This window comes from Streptococcus mitis (assembly GCF_002096855.1).
In the GTDB taxonomy this organism is placed as follows: domain Bacteria; phylum Bacillota; class Bacilli; order Lactobacillales; family Streptococcaceae; genus Streptococcus; species Streptococcus mitis_Y.
In genome coordinates this window covers 19,916-36,539 of the sequence record NZ_NCVH01000031.1, presented here as the reverse complement: position 1 = coordinate 36,539, position 16,624 = coordinate 19,916, and the positions used below count along the sequence as shown (strand labels likewise).

21 protein-coding genes are annotated in these 16,624 nt (G+C 41.6%); 2 read left to right on the top strand and 19 right to left on the bottom strand.

From position 1 onward, the window contains the following. Positions 1-53: 53 nt before the first annotated feature. The 14 genes from B7698_RS05405 to B7698_RS05340 all read right to left on the bottom strand — a co-directional run bounded on the left by B7698_RS05405 (position 54) and on the right by B7698_RS05340 (position 10,144). Positions 54-1,358: an RsmF rRNA methyltransferase first C-terminal domain-containing protein gene (locus B7698_RS05405; RefSeq protein WP_084864887.1), complete on the bottom strand. Its 1,305-nt coding sequence runs from the start codon at positions 1,356-1,358 to the stop codon at positions 54-56. After that, on the bottom strand, positions 1,359-2,132 hold the full coding sequence (locus B7698_RS05400; protein WP_084864886.1) for an inositol monophosphatase family protein: 774 nt from the start codon (positions 2,130-2,132) through the stop codon (positions 1,359-1,361). Then, a complete protein-coding gene (locus tag B7698_RS05395; protein ID WP_084864885.1) occupies positions 2,122-2,400 on the bottom strand; it encodes a UPF0223 family protein in 279 nt (92 codons plus the stop codon). The genes B7698_RS05400 and B7698_RS05395 overlap by 11 nt, the downstream gene beginning before the upstream one ends. Beyond that, positions 2,400-2,801 (bottom strand): Spx/MgsR family RNA polymerase-binding regulatory protein, encoded by a 402-nt coding sequence (locus B7698_RS05390; protein WP_000631259.1) that lies wholly within the window; start codon positions 2,799-2,801, stop codon positions 2,400-2,402. The genes B7698_RS05395 and B7698_RS05390 overlap by 1 nt, the downstream gene beginning before the upstream one ends. A gap of 211 nt (positions 2,802-3,012) precedes the next feature. Next, positions 3,013-3,630, bottom strand: a complete 618-nt coding sequence (locus tag B7698_RS05385) for a TIGR01906 family membrane protein (RefSeq protein WP_084864884.1) — start codon at positions 3,628-3,630, stop codon at positions 3,013-3,015. Further along, positions 3,620-4,393 (bottom strand): TIGR01457 family HAD-type hydrolase, encoded by a 774-nt coding sequence (locus tag B7698_RS05380; RefSeq protein ID WP_084864883.1) that lies wholly within the window; start codon positions 4,391-4,393, stop codon positions 3,620-3,622. The genes B7698_RS05385 and B7698_RS05380 overlap by 11 nt, the downstream gene beginning before the upstream one ends. Before the next feature lie 9 nt (positions 4,394-4,402). Continuing rightward, positions 4,403-5,140 (bottom strand): acyl-[acyl-carrier-protein] thioesterase, encoded by a 738-nt coding sequence (locus B7698_RS05375; RefSeq protein WP_084864882.1) that lies wholly within the window; start codon positions 5,138-5,140, stop codon positions 4,403-4,405. A 4-nt stretch (positions 5,141-5,144) separates the two neighbouring features. Further along, on the bottom strand, positions 5,145-6,275 hold the full coding sequence (gene hemW / locus B7698_RS05370) for a radical SAM family heme chaperone HemW (protein ID WP_084864881.1): 1,131 nt from the start codon (positions 6,273-6,275) through the stop codon (positions 5,145-5,147). An 83-nt stretch (positions 6,276-6,358) separates the two neighbouring features. Then, positions 6,359-6,748 carry a YtxH domain-containing protein gene (locus tag B7698_RS05365; RefSeq protein WP_023946290.1) on the bottom strand — a complete coding sequence of 130 codons (390 nt, stop codon included), beginning with the start codon at positions 6,746-6,748 and terminating at the stop codon, positions 6,359-6,361. A 15-nt stretch (positions 6,749-6,763) separates the two neighbouring features. After that, a complete protein-coding gene (locus B7698_RS05360) occupies positions 6,764-7,147 on the bottom strand; it encodes a DUF948 domain-containing protein (RefSeq protein ID WP_045606017.1) in 384 nt (127 codons plus the stop codon). Beyond that, on the bottom strand, positions 7,148-7,936 hold the full coding sequence (gene lgt, locus B7698_RS05355) for a prolipoprotein diacylglyceryl transferase (RefSeq protein ID WP_084864880.1): 789 nt from the start codon (positions 7,934-7,936) through the stop codon (positions 7,148-7,150). Beyond that, on the bottom strand, positions 7,929-8,864 hold the full coding sequence (hprK, locus tag B7698_RS05350) for an HPr(Ser) kinase/phosphatase (RefSeq protein WP_000115157.1): 936 nt from the start codon (positions 8,862-8,864) through the stop codon (positions 7,929-7,931). The genes lgt and hprK overlap by 8 nt, the downstream gene beginning before the upstream one ends. 236 nt (positions 8,865-9,100) lie before the next feature. After that, entirely contained in the window at positions 9,101-9,277 is a 177-nt protein-coding gene (gene rpsU / locus B7698_RS05345) for a 30S ribosomal protein S21 (RefSeq protein ID WP_000048054.1), read from the bottom strand. Positions 9,278-9,436: 159 nt separating this feature from the next. Next, positions 9,437-10,144, bottom strand: a complete 708-nt coding sequence (locus B7698_RS05340) for a glucosamine-6-phosphate deaminase (protein ID WP_084864879.1) — start codon at positions 10,142-10,144, stop codon at positions 9,437-9,439. 150 nt (positions 10,145-10,294) lie between these two features. Between B7698_RS05340 and queA the strand changes: the two genes are divergently transcribed. Continuing rightward, positions 10,295-11,323 (top strand): tRNA preQ1(34) S-adenosylmethionine ribosyltransferase-isomerase QueA, encoded by a 1,029-nt coding sequence (gene queA, locus B7698_RS05335; protein WP_084864878.1) that lies wholly within the window; start codon positions 10,295-10,297, stop codon positions 11,321-11,323. 79 nt (positions 11,324-11,402) lie between these two features. Here the strand turns inward: queA and B7698_RS05330 are convergent, their stop codons facing one another. The 5 genes from B7698_RS05330 to mnmL are packed head-to-tail and all read right to left on the bottom strand — an operon-like array spanning position 11,403 to position 16,101. After that, positions 11,403-12,263 (bottom strand): YihY/virulence factor BrkB family protein, encoded by an 861-nt coding sequence (locus tag B7698_RS05330; RefSeq protein WP_084864877.1) that lies wholly within the window; start codon positions 12,261-12,263, stop codon positions 11,403-11,405. Positions 12,264-12,290: 27 nt separating this feature from the next. Then, positions 12,291-14,345, bottom strand: a complete 2,055-nt coding sequence (locus tag B7698_RS05325; protein WP_084864876.1) for a cation:proton antiporter — start codon at positions 14,343-14,345, stop codon at positions 12,291-12,293. An 11-nt stretch (positions 14,346-14,356) separates the two neighbouring features. After that, the gene (locus tag B7698_RS05320) at positions 14,357-14,611 is read right to left on the bottom strand and encodes a hypothetical protein (RefSeq protein ID WP_000361085.1); all 255 of its coding nucleotides are present in this window, start codon (positions 14,609-14,611) and stop codon (positions 14,357-14,359) included. Then, positions 14,604-15,161 (bottom strand): tRNA 5-(aminomethyl)-2-thiouridylate-methyltransferase MnmM, encoded by a 558-nt coding sequence (mnmM, locus tag B7698_RS05315; protein ID WP_084864875.1) that lies wholly within the window; start codon positions 15,159-15,161, stop codon positions 14,604-14,606. Before mnmM ends, B7698_RS05320 begins: the two co-directional genes overlap by 8 nt. Next, complete coding sequence (mnmL, locus tag B7698_RS05310) at positions 15,145-16,101, bottom strand: tRNA modification radical SAM protein MnmL/YtqA (protein ID WP_084865090.1); 957 nt, start codon at positions 16,099-16,101, stop codon at positions 15,145-15,147. The genes mnmM and mnmL overlap by 17 nt, the downstream gene beginning before the upstream one ends. Positions 16,102-16,192: 91 nt before the next feature. Here mnmL and B7698_RS05305 point away from each other — a divergent pair, with 91 nt between their 5' ends. After that, on the top strand, positions 16,193-16,552 hold the full coding sequence (locus tag B7698_RS05305; protein ID WP_004236494.1) for a DUF3397 domain-containing protein: 360 nt from the start codon (positions 16,193-16,195) through the stop codon (positions 16,550-16,552). Positions 16,553-16,624: the final 72 nt, after the last annotated feature.

Here is a 16,624-nt window from a genome sequence, read left to right as displayed (position 1 = left end):
AAAAAAATCCATACTTCCACTATAACATAGACAAGCTACTTTGACTAGCATTTTCACTTGAATCTGAGTCCTTTTGGAAAATAATTTTTCAAAACATTTCCAGTCACCTTAGCAAAGCCCAAACCATTTCCTTGAACCAAAACTTGGTACCAACCATTTGGCAGACTTTCCGCCAGCTGAACGGTTTCTCCAGCGACATACTTTACAAACGCTTCTTGGTCAATTTCAACCGACTGCTTGACCTGACTCGGTTTCAAGGCTAGACCAAGAGCAAAACTAGGCTCAAAGCGTTTTTTCTTAAAAGTGCCCAGATGCAGGCCATTCCGAGCAATCTTGAGTTTTCCTAAATCTGGCAAAAGTTCTGGCAGGAGATAGAGTTGGTCACCAAAAGTCTGCAAGATTCCCCTTAGATTGATTTTCAGGTGTTTTTGGGCAAATTCCTGCCACAAAGTAACTTGTTCTCGGCTGAGGTTACTCTTACTTGCCTTACATTTAGGTGCTGTATTTTCACCTTTAAATTGTAAATGGGCGACAAACTGACCCTCTCCCTTAAACTGATGAGGGTACATCCGAGCCGTTTCTGGCAGGTCAATACCAGCTACCATTCCATTGATATGTTCAACTGGTAGCAAATCAAAATCATACTCCTCCAGTAGCCAATTGACAATCTCTTCGTTTTCCTCGGGGGCCCAGGTACATGTCGAATAAACCAGACGACCACCTTCTGCTAACATGGTTACCGCATCTGCCAGAATTTCTCTTTGCAAGCTAGCACATTGGCTCGGATAATCAAGGCTCCAATAGTCCATAGCATCTGGTTGCTTACGAAACATCCCTTCCCCAGAGCAAGGAGCATCAAGAACAATGAGGTCAAAATAGCCTTTAAAAACCTTGGCCAAACGGTCAGCAGATTCATTGGTCACCACAACATTTGTCGCACCAAAGCGCTCCATGTTTTCTACTAAAATCTTAGCCCGTTTGCTTGAAATTTCATTGGAAACAAGGAGACCCTCTCCTGCTAGATAGGCTGCTAGCTGAGTTGATTTTCCACCCGGTGCAGCGGCCAAATCCAAGACTTTCATACCAGGACGGGGCTGGGCTACCTGAGCAACTATCTGGGCAGCGGGTTCTTGCGAATAAACTAAACCAGTAGCATGCTCTGGCGATTTTCCTGAAACCTTACCATAGTGACCCCAAGGAGTTTGAGGAATAGCATCAGGAAAGGAAACTGGCGCTTCTTTTAAAGGATTGACCCGAAAGGCCGAAACCGCTTCCTCCTCAAAAGAGGCAAGAAAATCTCTTGCCTCATCTCCTAGTATCTCTTCATATTTTTCAACAAATCCTTCTGGAAATTGCATTTAAGTTCTTTTCCTTTCGTAAATATAGGACTGAATTTCCTCCTGCATCTCAAGAGGTAGCATCATGACCGGCTGTCTGGTTTGAAAATCAGGAGCTTCACCAGATAGGGTCACCACCCGATAGCCCAGACCTTCTCCTAAAATACTAGCGGCAGCATAATCCCATGGTTGCAGATAAGTGACATAGGTCAACAAACGCCCTGACAAAATCTTGGCAAAACTAATGGCCGCACTCCCATAGACACGTACACCGAGGACCGCTCGACCCAAATCAGCCAAGCCCCATTCATTAGTTTCCAACATACCACTATTTCCCGCAATGAGAAAATCTCCAAGTGGTTTTGCTTTAAAGGAAGCTAGGGACTGATCGTTTCGGCAAACCGGAAATTCCCCACCACCGTGGTAACAATCCCCCTTGACCACATCATAAATCAGTCCAAACTTCCCCTGACCATTTTCAAAATAAGCCATCATGACAGCAAAATCTTCCTGCTGGGCGACAAAATTATTGGTCCCATCAATGGGATCAATGACCCAAACCTTGCCCTCTTGAACCGAGGCTCGCAGACAACCTTCTTCAGCACAAATCTTATCTTCAGGATAACGATACAAAACCTCACCAACCAAGAGTTCCTGAACTTCCTTGTCCAGTCTGGTAACCAAATCTGTTGGAGAGGACTTGGTTTCAACACGCAAGTCTTCCTGCATATGGTCAAGGATGTACTGGCCCGCCTTCTTAACAAGCTCTTTAGCAAATTCAAATTTACTTTCCAAGAGAAATCTTTCCTTCCCCTTTTTCCTTAGCCTCCTGAACCGCTCGGTAAAGCGAATAGCCACTAACCGTTTCAAATTCTCGTCCCAAACGTTTTTCTTCGCTCTTGCTTGGCACGACCGCTTTGAATCCCTTATAGGAGTCCAGTAACTTTTTAGCCTCTACCTTGCCTTCATAGGCAGCTTCAACATCATTAAAAAAAGAAAGCACTGAAGCAAGTTCTTCAGTGCTCCACGACAAATCTAGTGGGTAACTATACTGTTTGTTCATTAACTAATACCAGCTCTCATTCTTGCTTCTTTTAGTTCTTGCTTACGGTAACTACGAGGGAGAAAAGCACGAATCTCATCTTCATTAAAACCAATTTGCATACGTTTGGCATCAATAATAATTGGGCGACGCAAAAGACTTGGATACTGCTCAATTAAATGAAGCAATTCCGATACCGAGATACTCTCTACATCAATATTCAATTTTTGAAAAATTTTTGAACGAGTTGAAATGATGTCATCAGTACCATTTTCGGTCAAGGAAAGAATGTGTTGCAATTCTTTTCTCGTTAAAGGACTGGTCATGATATTGTGTTCCACAAAGGGAACCTTATGTTTTTCTAACCAGGCCTTCGCCTTACGACATGAAGTACAGCTCGGTGATAGAAATAGTGTAATCATGCTTTTCTCTTCTTATCTATACTTTGCTATTTCTATTATACAAAAAAATAAAGCGCTTGACTAGAGATTTTTAGAAAAAAAGCCTATTTTTTCAAGAAAAATAGACTGTTTGCGAACGATTAACCCTTTTTGGATTTGATTAATTCATTCTTGACAATAGTTTCGAATCACATACCTAATTGATTTATGCAAAATAAGAATATCTTTAGTATTATTTCCTATGACTTTTCAAGTACAGAAAGCCAAAGAAGCTCTCATAGAGGGCGAAAAAGAGGAGGAAGGCATGTAGGAAAAAGGTCTCTGGCAAAATCAGAATAACAGGATCCTTGGCTGGGTCAAAAAGCCAGGTATCATCTCCCACAAAGAGAATTTGATGGAAAAGGGTAAAGAATTGGTCAAAACCAATCAAAACTCCCACAAGACCAATCACCAAAGGCAAAACTACTAGAGTCAGAAGCTCCTTACTAAATAAAGATAAAAATCCCTTTTTCACAATCCCTTTGACAAAGACATAGAAACTTGGTAAAGTCACTAGAGCAACCAGCTGAACTAGGTGAAAGAGGTCCTTGACCACTGCAAAATGGTGCAAACCATCCGCTGACGAACGAAAATCTGGCATCTGCAAGACCTGACTAAAAGGATTGGTCAGGTAATTCATCAAGATATGAAAGTTGTACTGAATAGTTTCTGGTTTTAAATAGACCCTATCCATTAAGTTCAACCACTGAATTTCCAGCGGATAAAAAATCCAAGCCAAATAAATGGTCAAAAGGATTGAGAGGGAGAGGAGAAAGAGCATAGAGCTCCAAAAGGTCAGTTTAGTTTTCATCAAAATCCCACTCCGCAAGGCTAGAAACCACATGTGTCGGTGCGATTGGCAGGTCTGCTACTTCTTCTGCCTTGGTAAAACCTGTCGTCACCAAAAGCGTTGGAATGCCATTGTCAATCCCTGCTCGAATATCCGTTAAATAGTTATCTCCAACCATAATCAACTCTTCACGTTCCAAACCTAAGTGCTCAACCGCCTTGTCCATAATGATGGCATTTGGTTTCCCAATATAAACAGGCTTCACTCGTGTTGCCACTTCAAGAAGGGTAATCAGTGAACCAGCACCAGGCAAAAGACCGCGTTCTGTCGGGATGTTGAGGTCAGGATTGGTTCCGATAAAGTGGGCGCCCTTTTGAATAGCTAGAGTTGCTGTCGCAAATTTTTCATAGTCGACTTGCCAGTCCAGACCTACTACCACATAGGCAGGATTATCCTTGTCTTCGACATAACCAGACGCCTTGATGGCTTCCTTGAGCCCTGCTTCTCCGATGACATAGACGGTCTTTTCAAGCCCCAAGTCGTTCATATAGTCGATAGTCGCCAAAGTCGCTGTGTAGACAGTCGATAGGGGCGTATCGATATTAAAATTCTGAGCCAACATCTCTTGAACACTCTCTGGAGTGCGGGTTGTATTGTTGGTCACAAAGAGATAGGGAATATCCCGCTTTTGCAATTCATGGACAAAAGCCTCTCCAGCTGGGATTCTGTCTTTTCCCTTATAAATCGTTCCGTCTAAATCAATTAAATAGCCTTTGTATTTCATACTTTCTCCCTAATCCTTTTTTATTTCTTGCCAAGTGATGATTGCTTGGGCATTGGTAGCCCCGTCGCTTGTAATCTCATGTTTGCTTTCCAGTCCAGTCCGTTCAACAGCCGATGTAATCACCCCACCTGGTCGAACTTCCTTGACATACTTGAGATTGATTCTCTTGGGAATATATTGTGTCAAAAAATCAGCTCCCATAACCTCAAAAATCCAGTCCAGATATTTACTGTTATTGACATGGCCATTCATATCCAAGTCGTAAAAACGGACATGGTAATCCTTGCTGACTGGTTCGTTCAAGGACTCATACTTTGGACCACGGATAAGTTTTTTATCAAAATCAGACTGGTAAGGAGCTACAATCTCAGGTTCTACTGCATGGACTTTTCGACTGTCTCGGTCCATGAGAACAAAGGTCGCCATCATGTGAATGAGCTCCTGACCTGCTTCATCATAAATGGTAAAGCGACGATAGCAAAAGAGCCGATTGTAGCTCAAAGCTTCCGTTTCAATGGTGATTTCTTCTGCAAAACGAGGCAAACGAGCCACCTCAATATCATAATCTGTGATAATCCAGACCAGATTATAGTTTTCCAAAATAGCCTTATCACTAACTCCCAGTTCAATCGACTGCATCCCTGAAACTTGCAGGGACAGCAAAATCACATCTGGAAGTTTGATATGACCGTTCATATCAGCCATATCAAAAGGAATTTTCATTTTCATTTGATAAGTTAAGCCCATGATCCTACTCCAAAATAAATCGTTCTGCTACGGTGTCTCCTAAAAAGAGACCTCTTTTTGTCATGCGCACGCTATCACCGTCTATTTGCATGAGACCTTGTTGAACCAAATCTCTGACGATTTCTCCATAAATTCCCTCAAACGACCGGCCGAATTTTTCCTCAAATCGCGCCATGGAGACTCCTGATTTCTTGCGGAGACCTAGGAACATTTCTTCTTCCATTTGCTCCTTTTGACTCAGGTGTTCTTCTGTGATGCGAGCGTTGCCTTCCTCAACTGCACTGAGATAATGACGAATGGGACCATGATTCTTATAGCGCACTCCATCTACATAACCAGATGCCCCAGCACCGATACCATAGTATTCAGCATTGTCCCAATACATGAGATTGTGGCGACTTTCAAAACCAGGCTTGGAGAAATTGGAAATCTCATAATGCTCAAAACCAGCTCGCTCCAGCTCTGCGATGATGTACTCAAACATCTCAGCCTCAAGTTCCTCCTTAGGCAGAGGCAATTTCCCTCGTCGCATACGGTTCATAAAGACCGTATGATTTTCCAAAATCAAGCTATACAAACTCATATGGGGAATATCCAGTCCAATGGCCTTAGCCACATTTTCCTTGACCTGCTCCATGGTCTGACCAGGCAGTGCATAAATCAAATCAATAGAGATATTGTCAAAACCAGCCAGTTTCAGACGGTCGATATTTTCATAAATATCCTTCTCCAAATGACTGCGCCCAATCTTTTTCAGCATCTTATCATCAAAGGTCTGCACACCTAGCGAAACACGATTGACAGCCGAGTTTTTCAAAACAGCTATCTTATCTGCATCCAAGTCGCCTGGATTGGCTTCAATGGTCAACTCTTCTAAGAAAGACAAGTCCAAGTTTTTAGTCAAGCCCTTCAATAACACCTCCAGTTGAGAAGCTGACAAAGCTGTCGGTGTGCCACCACCGATATAGAGGGTTCTCAACTTTTGAATATCATAAGATTGAAACTCTTCTAACAGATGTTCCAAATAACTATCTACCGGCTGATTCTTGATAAAAACTTTTGAAAAGTCACAATAATAACAAATCTGGGTACAAAACGGGATGTGCACATAGGCTGACGTTGGTTTTTTCTGCATAGTAATTATTATACCACAAAGACAGGCTACGAGAAAAAAATCACCATCCCCAGATACATAGTCCGTCCAGAGATGGTGATGGTTTATTCTTCTGTTATGTCAATAACAATCTCTTCTGATTCATCAAGAGTTTCAGCCTTTTCTTGCCATTGCTCCTTGAGATTATTGAATCGATCTTTTGATGCTTCTGTCGCTTGACGAGCACATGATTTGGCTTGAGCAAGGACACTGTCCACAGTGATTTCACCTGACTCAACCTGTTCTTTGGTTTTCAGAACAAAATCTGTAGCCTGCTCCTTGACTTCTGTCAGTTTTCCACAGACCTGCTCCTTGGCATACTCAGGATCTTCTCTCAAATCATCTAGAAAATCTTGAGCCTGACTGCAAACTTGTTTGCCCTTGTCGCTTGTTAAAAACAAGGCAAGAGCTGCACCTGAAACGGTTCCTAAAAGGATTGAGGATAGTTTACCCATAAGAATTCTCCTTTTTTACTTTTTGAAAAATTTACTTGCAAGACGAAGAGCTGACAAACTTGCACCAGTCTTGAGTGTCTTTGAACCAGCTGATGAAGCTTTCTTACTCAATACACGCGCATGGTCATTGAGATCTGAAACAGATAGAGATAAATCTGCAACAGCACTAAAGAGTGGATCAATCGTTGCCATCTTGACGTTAATATCATCTGCCAAGACATTGACCTTGGCCAGCAATTCATTGGTATGATGCAAGGTCACATCCACATCTGAAGTTAAGGTTTTAATCGTCTTCTCTGTTTCATCGATAACACGTCCAAGCTTTTGTACAGTAATGATTAGATAGACTAAAAAGACAATCAAAGCAAGGGCTACAAGAATATATGCAACTTCTAACATTTAATTTTCCTCCTCTGTAATATAGTAAGGGGCCTTCTTTCGATTTTGATATAGAATGATAAAAATACCCAGTCCGATAAGAACAACTGATAGCCATTGAGACACTCGAAGGCCAAAGAACATGAGACTATCTGTCCGCATACCTTCGATGATCATACGACCGAAACCATACCAAATCAAGTAAAAGGCAGTGATATGACCTCTTCTGAGGCTCTTCCATTTTCGTCTAAAAATCAGAATCAAGGCAAATCCAAGTAGATTCCATAGGGACTCATAAAGGAAGGTCGGTTGACGGTAGCTCCCCTCAATATACATCTGGTCACGGATAAAGCCAGGTAGATAATCCAGATTATCCACTGCTGCACCATAAGCTTCTTGGTTAAAGAAATTGCCCCAGCGCCCCAAACTTTGGGCAATCATGACGCTAGGTGCCGCAATATCTAGAAAATCCCAAGTATTGATGAGTTTACGATCAGCAAAGATGTAGAGTACAAGGGCACCAGTTATCAAACCACCGTAAATGGCCAAACCACCATTCCAAATGGCAAAAATTTCTCCCAAGTTCTGACTATAGTAATCAAAACGGAAAATAACATAGTAGAGACGAGCTCCTAAAATAGCCAAGGGAAAGGCTACCAAGATAAAATCTAAAATATCATCTGGTATGATCTTCTTTCTAGGCGCTTCTTTCATGGTCAAATAAACCGCAAGAATCAAGCCTGTCACAATACACAAGGCGTACCAACGAATGGCTAGAGGGCCTAGATGAATAGCAATTGGATCAAGCATTAGGCACCTCGTTTTGAGCAATGAGATTTGTCAAGCGTTCTTCGAACAAACGCGTCGCATCAAAGCCCATTTCCTTGGCACGATAATTCATGGCAGCTGCCTCAATCACGACAGAAATATTACGACCTGTTTTAACTGGGATACGGATACGAGGAATGGATACGCCAGAAATTTCAAGTTCCTCTGCATTATTTCCTAGACGATCAAAGGTCTTATGTGTATCATAGTTTTCCAAGTAAACAGCCAGCTGTACTTGTGAAGAATCCTTGACGGCACTCGCACCGTAGAGGCTCATAACATCGATAATCCCAACCCCACGAATTTCAATCAGGTGTCTCAAGATTTCAGCAGGTTCACCCCAAAGAGTAATCTCGTCCTTGGCAAAGATATCGACCCGGTCATCAGCTACCAAGCGGTGACCACGTTTGACAAGCTCTAGACCTGTCTCACTCTTACCGATGCCACTATCGCCCTGAATCAAGACACCCATACCATAGATATCCATCAAGACACCGTGCACACTGGTACGTTCTGCCAAACGTGAATCCAGATAACTAGATAACTCTCCAGACAATCGACTGGTCGCCGTACGGCTAGTTAAAATAGCAATCTTACATTCTCTAGCTGCCTTTAGCATCTCCTCAGGAACCACCAAACCACGAGCAACAATGACCGCAGGTGTCTCAGGTAGAAACATTTTTTTCAAGACTTGGTAACGGTTGTGAGAGGACATCGAAACGAGATAGGACCACTCCTTCATTCCCAAGAGCTGGATTCGCTCAGGCGTATAATAGTCAAAATAGCCTGTCATTTCAAGACCAGGTCGCGTAATGTCCGCAGTATTAATTTCCTTTTCAAGTAATTCTGGTTCGCCATAGACAATGTCTAGTCTAAGCTTTTCAATCACTTCTTTTACTAAAACCGACATCATTTCCTCCTTCAAATGAGTTCTTCTCTCTATTATATCAAATTATAGGAGGATATTTGAGATTTTTGCAGGCTTTGAAGTATTTATTTATACTCAATGAAAATCAAAGAGCAAACTAGGAAACTAGCCGCAGGCTGTACTTGAGTACGGCAAGGCGACGTTGACATGGTTTGAATTTGATTTTCGAAGAGTATTAAAAGAAAAAAGACTAGATTTCTCCAGCCTTTCATTTCTAATTAGAATTTTTTACGTTTACGAGCTGCTTCTGATTTACGTTTACGTTTTACAGAAGGTTTTTCATAGAATTCACGTTTGCGTGTTTCTTGAAGAGTACCAGCTTTAGTAACCGCACGTTTGAAACGACGAAGTGCGTCGTCAAGAGATTCATTCTTACGTACTACTGTTTTAGACATTTTTTTCACTCCCTTCAAGTTCAAGATCTATTCTATTTTACACGTAAAAGGAATAATTGTCAAGAAAAAATCCGGTTTAATTTTGATTTTTTCTTCCATTTATACAAGTTATACAAGTCTTGAAAGCGTTCAATAGAAGAACTGAAGGGTGCTGCTTTTTTATTTTTCAAGTAAGCTGAGCGCTTCAGCATCTGCGATGATCGTCACATCAGGGTGATTTTGGAGGCTACTTGCTGGGAGATTCTCAGTCACTGGGCCAGACACGGTTCTGGCAATTGCTTCTGCTTTCGACTCACCGTAAGCAAAGAGAAGGATTGACTTGGCATCCAAGATATTTTTAATCCCCATTGAAATGGCTTGAGTTGGGACATCTTCAATCTTGTCAAAGAAGCGAGCATTGGCTTCGATAGTAGACTGGTCAAGTTCGACTAGGTGTGTTTGACTGTCAAATGGAGTACCAGGTTCATTAAATCCGATATGTCCATTGCGACCGATTCCCAAGATTTGGAGGTCAACTGGATGGTCAGCCAAAATTTGGTTGTAGCGTTCAACTTCAGCTTCAGCATTGTCCTTAACACCACGTGGCAAGAAGCTTTCTTTAAATGGCTTTTGGTTAAACAAGTTTTCTTGCATGAAGTAACGATAAGACTGTGGATTGTTCCCATCAAGTCCTACATACTCATCAAGGTTGACACTGGTTAGATTTGAAAAATCAAGGTCACTCTCAACGATTTCCTTGTAAAACTCAAGCGGACTACTTCCTGTCGCAAGTCCTAGGGTTTGAGCGCCGTTGGCCAATTTTTCCTTCAAAATCTCAAAAGCAACTTTTCCACCTTCGACTTGATTTTCAACTTTAATAACTTTCATCTTTTCATCCTCCGTTTTAATCTATATTTATTATATGGTATAGACCAATTTTTGTCAAGTGAAAACGATTTAATTTCTAAAAAAAGAGCGTCCAAACTTGAAACATGTTATAATGGATAGGATTAGAACTTAGAAAGAATGAACAGATATATGAATACAGCTGATTTTGATTTTCACTTGCCTGAGGAATTGATTGCCCAAACACCCCTTGAAAAACGAGATGCCTCTAAACTCCTTATCGTCAACCGTGAGACGGGAGAAATGCAGGATAAACACTTCCACTCTATTATTGACATGCTGGAACCTGGTGATGCCCTTGTTATGAACGATACCCGTGTTCTCCCTGCCCGCCTCTATGGTCAAAAGGAAGAAACTGGAGGTCATGTGGAACTTCTCCTGCTAAAAAATACTGCTGGAGATGAGTGGGAAGTTCTGGCTAAACCTGCTAAACGCCTCAAGGTTGGCACTCGTGTTAACTTTGGTGATGGTCGTCTCAGCGCTGTCGTGACGGAAGAATTGACCCACGGGGGCCGCATTGTCCGCTTTGAATACCAAGGAATTTTCCTAGAAGTTTTGGAAAGTCTGGGAGAAATGCCACTGCCACCTTATATTCATGAAAAACTGGATGACCGTGAACGCTATCAAACGGTCTACGCTAAAGAAAGTGGCTCTGCTGCAGCACCTACTGCTGGTCTTCACTTCACCAAAGAACTGCTAGCAGAAATCCAAGCTAAGGGTGTTCATCTAGTCTATCTGACTCTTCATGTCGGGCTTGGAACCTTTAGACCTGTTTCAGTTGATAATCTGGACGAACATGAAATGCACTCAGAATTCTACCAACTTTCTGAGGAAGCAGCTGCCACTCTTTGCTCGGTTAAAGAAAATGGAGGTCGCGTCATCGCTGTCGGAACCACTTCTATCCGCACCTTGGAAACTATTGGTTCCAAGTTTGAGGGGCAAATCCAAGCAGATTCTGGCTGGACCAATATCTTTATCAAACCTGGCTATGAATGGAAGGTCGTGGATGCCTTCTCAACCAACTTCCACCTGCCAAAATCTACTCTGGTCATGCTGGTTTCTGCCTTTGCAGGTCGCGAATTAGTATTAGATGCCTACCACCATGCCATTCAAGAACACTACCGCTTCTTTAGTTTTGGCGATGCCATGTTTATCTATTAATTTTCATAATCAAAAAACGCATATTATCAAGGTTTTATAAAGCCTGATAGTATGCGTTTTGTAATGGATAAAAAATGAGTTAATTTATTCTAAAGCTCGGATCTTTCAAACTCTGCACACTGGCATTGATTACCGCTCCGACAATCAAAATCTTAGCGATAAGAATAAACCAGAACATCATGACCACCACGACGACGGAACTGAAAAAACGGACGTCCACTAGGTGATTGACATAATTGTTGACATAGACTGAAAAGATATTGAGCAGTAAAGCCAGAGTCAGCATGACAAAGGCACTACCTGGCAATACATGTCGAATCCGTCGGACTTTAACATTGGGCAGGAAATAATAAAGCATGACCAAGATAGCAAAAATCAAGGCATAGACCAAGGGACCTGTTAGGTCTTGCAGATAATCAAAGAGAGGACTATCCGATTTCCAGTAGCTTTTGATAAGGTTGAGGAGCATGCGACCAAAGACACTGAGAAATAGAGATAAAGCAAAGAGAATCTGCAAGCCAAAACTGACAAACAAACTCATGAGCTGATTGGAAATCAGCCCACGATTTTTTGCTACTCCGTAAGCTTTATTAAAGGCTTTCTGTAAGAAATTCATGGATTTTGAAAAGGTCCAGAGGGCTGACAAAACCGCAAAACTCAATAAGCCCGTTGAAGGTTGGGTTAGCACTTCTGTAATAATCTTTGCGACTACATCATACATGGTTTCCGGCAAAAATTCATTTACAACCTTTAAAAAATTAGAAACTGGAATCTGAAAATAAGGGAGGATATTGACCACCACCAAAAGTAGGGGGAAAATCGAAATCAACCAATAGTAGGCTACTGCGACACTGGTCAACTCACTATCTGATGCTTGATAATAATGCAAAAAAGCTTTTAATAAAGGCTTATCTATCAACTCTTTCCACCACTTCTTCATGTCATACTCCTTCACTTACAATCTTGATTAGTTTCTTCTTACCAATTCCACCATATCATAAGGCAGGGTATTGGCAGCTTCCTTCAGAGAATAGTTCTCTAAGTTATTTACATTTTGTCGTAACTTCTTGGCATACTTGGCCGTAATCAATCGTTTTTCTTCATATTCGAAAATCAACTTGCGCTCCAGATAATATCCTCTCAGCATTTCATCGATATTGTTGGGTTTGACACGATTGATAACCCGTTCAACAAAGGCACCACTAGTGATAATAGCTGTTTCTCGGAGACGAGAATCCTGCATAAAGCTGATTAAAGAACTCTTATAAACCCCTTTTAGGTTCTCCAAACTTTCGATAATCATCTCTGTATTTTCTAGATAGAGCTCTGCAATTTGGTCATAGTCAAGAGCCCTGAGTTTCTTAGATTCTTCATTTTTCCAACTGCGGAAGGTCTTGCCTAAGGTAAAGACTTCGTGAAGGAGAAAACGTAAAATCCGCAAGGAAACAAGGAAATAATAGGTCAATCGTGAAGCAAACTTGCGATTGATGCTTTGTTCCATGTTTTTCAAATAACGTTGGTAGACTCGATAGGCACGCTCACTCATCTTGTCTTCTTCGTAAGCCTGTTCCAAACCATCACTCTCAATACTGAGGATAAGAAGTTTCAAGGCCTCCCAGTCCTCTCGCTCGCCCTTATTTTCTTGGCTCAGGATAAGATTTTCAATACGTCCATGATAATTGTCAATAGCCGCATAGAGAGGAAGCTTATTCTTATGAGTTTCAAGTTCTTTTTCTAACTCCGAAGTAACCTCATTCAAAATGGCGATATGCATGAGATAATCCTTGCTTTCTTCCTGTTCATCAGAAAAATGAGGCAAGACCACGAGACCTGTTAAAAAGCTTACAAGCGTCACACCTGCGACGAGGAAAAGCAAGAGAGGATACTCCTGCTCTAGATTACTTGGTATCAAAAGAATCGTAGCAATCGACACGGTTCCCTTAACACCTGAGAAAGTCAAGAGAAGCATGTCCTTTATATACTTATTTAGCTTTTTCTTGAGACGTCTAGTCCTATAGGCATAATAGCCATAAATCATGACAAAACGAATAGCAAAGAGGACAAAGGTCAGGGCGACAAGAGATAGCAATAAAAGTAAGGGATTATAGATTGGATTGGTCAAGATAGGTTCTGCTATCATTTCCAGCTCCATCCCTAAAATCACAAAGACAGAACCATTGAGCATAAAGTTCACTGTATGCCAGACCGTCTCGGTCACCGTATCCACTTGGGCTTCGAGAAGCGTGATTTTCTTAAAACGGCTTGCCTTTAAAATCCCCGCAACCACAACGGCAATAATCCCTGAAACGTGGACTTCTTCTGCCAGAAAGAAAGTCACCAGAGGCAAACTCAATTCTAATAAAAGTTCGCTGGCAATATCCGTTGCGCGCACACTCAGCAAGAAAGTATGGAGGAAACGGTTGGTCATGGCTGTTAAAAACCCAATCAAAAAACCGCCTAGGATTGAAAAGATGAGCGAACTACTCGCTTGCCCAAGGGAAAAGGCTCCAGTTGTCCAAGCTGTCAAAGCTACCTGAAAGGCAACCAAACCTGATGCATCATTCAAGAGTCCTTCACCCTTAAGGATATTAGACACGCGCTTTGGAAAGCTAAACCGCTCCGAAAGGGAGGCAAAGGCCACCAAGTCCGTAGGACCAAGTGCCGCCCCAACAGCCAAGCAAGCCACCAAGGGAAGACTGAGCCAAAGAAGGTGGGCCAAGCCACCCAAACTCAGGGTCGAGATGAAAATCACTGGAAATATGAGATAAACAATGATTCGCCAGTGTTTTAAAATAGCCGTAATATCCGCTTCTTCAGACTCTCGGAAAAGCAAGGGACCGATAACCAGTGCCAAAAACAACTCTGTATTGAGGTGAAAGTCGGTATTGGGTAAAAAGAGACCAATCACAATTCCCAAAAGAATTTGCACCAAAGGTAGAGGCAAAAAGGGCAGGAGCTTATTGGTTGTACTCGAGACAATCAAGACTAGTAAAAATAGGATGAGGTAAATCAGTAATTCCACGCACGTCCTCCTTAATCTTTTTTACAACAGGATTCAAATATCTCCTTCTGCTCTTTGATTTTTTGGTCAATCTTGGAACAATCTTTGTGCTCAATTTTTCTCTGGCACCGTTCCATTTCAAGAGCAACTAATTTTTTCTTGATTTTAAGCATTTTTTTGCTCATGTGTGCTTGGTCTAACACACCCACCGCTCGTTCGTGGTGGGTTGATTCAACAAAATTCTGGCGCATGGCATCCAGCTTTTCACGTAGGTATTGTTTATCCATGTCTATATCTCTCTAATTTTTCAATCATTACTAAAAATGGTGGGTTGTTGACTTGGTTTAAAGTTCGGTAAATGGCAGCTGTGTACTCTTGTTGGTTCAACTGACTGACAAAATCCAAGACAGCATCCCTCTCGAGGTCACCTCCTTCATGACCATAGTAGATCATGATAGCAATCCGTCCACCTTTGACAAGCAAATGACACAGTTTTTCTAATGCTTCGATCGTTGTCTGAGGTTGGGTGATGACAGACTTATCAGCTGACGGCAGATAGCCCAGATTAAAAATCCCTGCCTTGGCTTCTGTTACAAACTGGTCCAGTGTCTCATGACCTTGCAAGATTAACTGGGCATTTGTCATTCTAGCTTGGTCCAAACGCTCCTTGGTCTTTTCCAAGGCTTGCTCCTGAATATCAAAAGCATAGACTTGCTTAGCTAGCTTGGCTAGAAAAAGCGTGTCATGACCATTTCCCATAGTCGCATCCACTACGATATCCTCTTTTGTCACTACCTCAGCCAAAAAATCATGTGCCATCTCAAGTGGTCTTTTCATTATTAAACTCCTGTTTTACAGCCTTGCATCCTTGAACACTTCCACGATGTCGCATCTCCATCTCAATGCTATTGAGAACTTCCCATTTATTAAGGCTCCACATAGGCCCAATCAGCATATCCCTAGGTGCATCTCCTGTGATTCGATGGATGACGATATGTTTGGGAATAATTTCCAATTGATCACAGATAACCTTTACATATTCGTCCTGACTCATCAACTGCAAGCGTCCTTCGTGGTAATCCCGTTGCATACGTGTATTGGTCATCAGGTGAAGCAAATGTAATTTAATTCCTTGAATATCATTATCGATGACACAGCGACGGACATTTTCAATCATCATCTCATGGGTTTCACCAGGCAAACCATTGATCAAATGGGAAACAATCTCAATCTTGGGATACTTTCTCAAACGCTTAACCGTTTCCACATACAATTCATAGGAGTGGGCGCGATTAATCAGGTCAGAGGTTGTTTCATAAGTGGTCTGCAAGCCCAATTCAACCGTCACATGCATGCGTTCCGACAACTCAGCCAAATACTCGATAGTTTCGTCTGGTAAACAGTCTGGTCGCGTTCCGATATTGATTCCGACCACACCTGGCTCATTGATAGCCTGCTCATAGCGCTCTCGGATGACTTCCACCTTTTCATGGGTGTTGGTAAAATTTTGAAAATAAACCAGATACTTCTGCACATCTGGCCACTTGCGATGCATGAAGTCAATTTCCTTATAAAATTGCTCACGGATAGGCGCATCTGGTGCTACGATAGCATCTCCAGAGCCTGAAACCGTACAAAAAGTACAGCCCCCATGAGCCACAGTTCCATCACGATTGGGACAGTCAAACCCCGCATCAATAGGGACTTTAAAAGTCTTTTCTCCAAATAGTTTTCGATAATAATCATTCAAGGTATTATAAGATTTCATAACTTTCATTATAACAAAAAACATCTACAATCTCAAAAGCCTGACTTTCCTATAAATTCCTCTGTTTCTCGTTTCCTTTAGCGATTTTTTATGATACAATATGGATATGATTTTAATGAAATTAGCATCTATTTTATTATTGATACTGACTCTAGTAGTCTGCATTATCATAACCAAACTTTTTAGATTAAAAAAACTAGGACGAAACTTTGCAGATTTGGCTTTTCCAGTCTTGGTATTTGAGTACTACCTAATCACAGCTAAAACCTTTACCCATAATTTCCTCCCTAGACTGGGCCTAGCCCTCTCAGTCCTAGCCATTATTCTCGTTTTTTTCTTTCTTTTGAAAAAACGCAGCTTTTACTATCCTAAATTCATCAAATTCTTCTGGCGTGCAGGATTCTTATTAACCCTTGTCATGTATATCGAGATGATTGTTGAATTGATGGCTCAGAAATAAAAAACTAAATCGAAAACACCTCAATCAAACTGAAATACAGTGATTGAAGTGTTTTTTCTTTATCTATTTTTC

Coding starts and splice junctions, on each gene's coding strand:
- B7698_RS05405 (WP_084864887.1), bottom strand. CDS start 1,358: ATGCAATTTCCAGAAGGATTTGTTGAAAAATATGAAGAGATACTAGGA.
- B7698_RS05395 (WP_084864885.1), bottom strand. CDS start 2,400: ATGAACAAACAGTATAGTTACCCACTAGATTTGTCGTGGAGCACTGAA.
- B7698_RS05390 (WP_000631259.1), bottom strand. CDS start 2,801: ATGATTACACTATTTCTATCACCGAGCTGTACTTCATGTCGTAAGGCG.
- B7698_RS05385 (WP_084864884.1), bottom strand. CDS start 3,630: ATGAAAACTAAACTGACCTTTTGGAGCTCTATGCTCTTTCTCCTCTCC.
- B7698_RS05380 (WP_084864883.1), bottom strand. CDS start 4,393: ATGAAATACAAAGGCTATTTAATTGATTTAGACGGAACGATTTATAAG.
- B7698_RS05375 (WP_084864882.1), bottom strand. CDS start 5,140: ATGGGCTTAACTTATCAAATGAAAATGAAAATTCCTTTTGATATGGCT.
- hemW (WP_084864881.1), bottom strand. CDS start 6,275: ATGCAGAAAAAACCAACGTCAGCCTATGTGCACATCCCGTTTTGTACC.
- B7698_RS05365 (WP_023946290.1), bottom strand. CDS start 6,748: ATGGGTAAACTATCCTCAATCCTTTTAGGAACCGTTTCAGGTGCAGCT.
- B7698_RS05360 (WP_045606017.1), bottom strand. CDS start 7,147: ATGTTAGAAGTTGCATATATTCTTGTAGCCCTTGCTTTGATTGTCTTT.
- lgt (WP_084864880.1), bottom strand. CDS start 7,936: ATGCTTGATCCAATTGCTATTCATCTAGGCCCTCTAGCCATTCGTTGG.
- hprK (WP_000115157.1), bottom strand. CDS start 8,864: ATGTCGGTTTTAGTAAAAGAAGTGATTGAAAAGCTTAGACTAGACATT.
- rpsU (WP_000048054.1), bottom strand. CDS start 9,277: ATGTCTAAAACAGTAGTACGTAAGAATGAATCTCTTGACGACGCACTT.
- B7698_RS05340 (WP_084864879.1), bottom strand. CDS start 10,144: ATGAAAGTTATTAAAGTTGAAAATCAAGTCGAAGGTGGAAAAGTTGCT.
- queA (WP_084864878.1), top strand. CDS start 10,295: ATGAATACAGCTGATTTTGATTTTCACTTGCCTGAGGAATTGATTGCC.
- B7698_RS05330 (WP_084864877.1), bottom strand. CDS start 12,263: ATGAAGAAGTGGTGGAAAGAGTTGATAGATAAGCCTTTATTAAAAGCT.
- B7698_RS05320 (WP_000361085.1), bottom strand. CDS start 14,611: ATGGATAAACAATACCTACGTGAAAAGCTGGATGCCATGCGCCAGAAT.
- mnmM (WP_084864875.1), bottom strand. CDS start 15,161: ATGAAAAGACCACTTGAGATGGCACATGATTTTTTGGCTGAGGTAGTG.
- mnmL (WP_084865090.1), bottom strand. CDS start 16,101: ATGAAAGTTATGAAATCTTATAATACCTTGAATGATTATTATCGAAAA.
- B7698_RS05305 (WP_004236494.1), top strand. CDS start 16,193: ATGGATATGATTTTAATGAAATTAGCATCTATTTTATTATTGATACTG.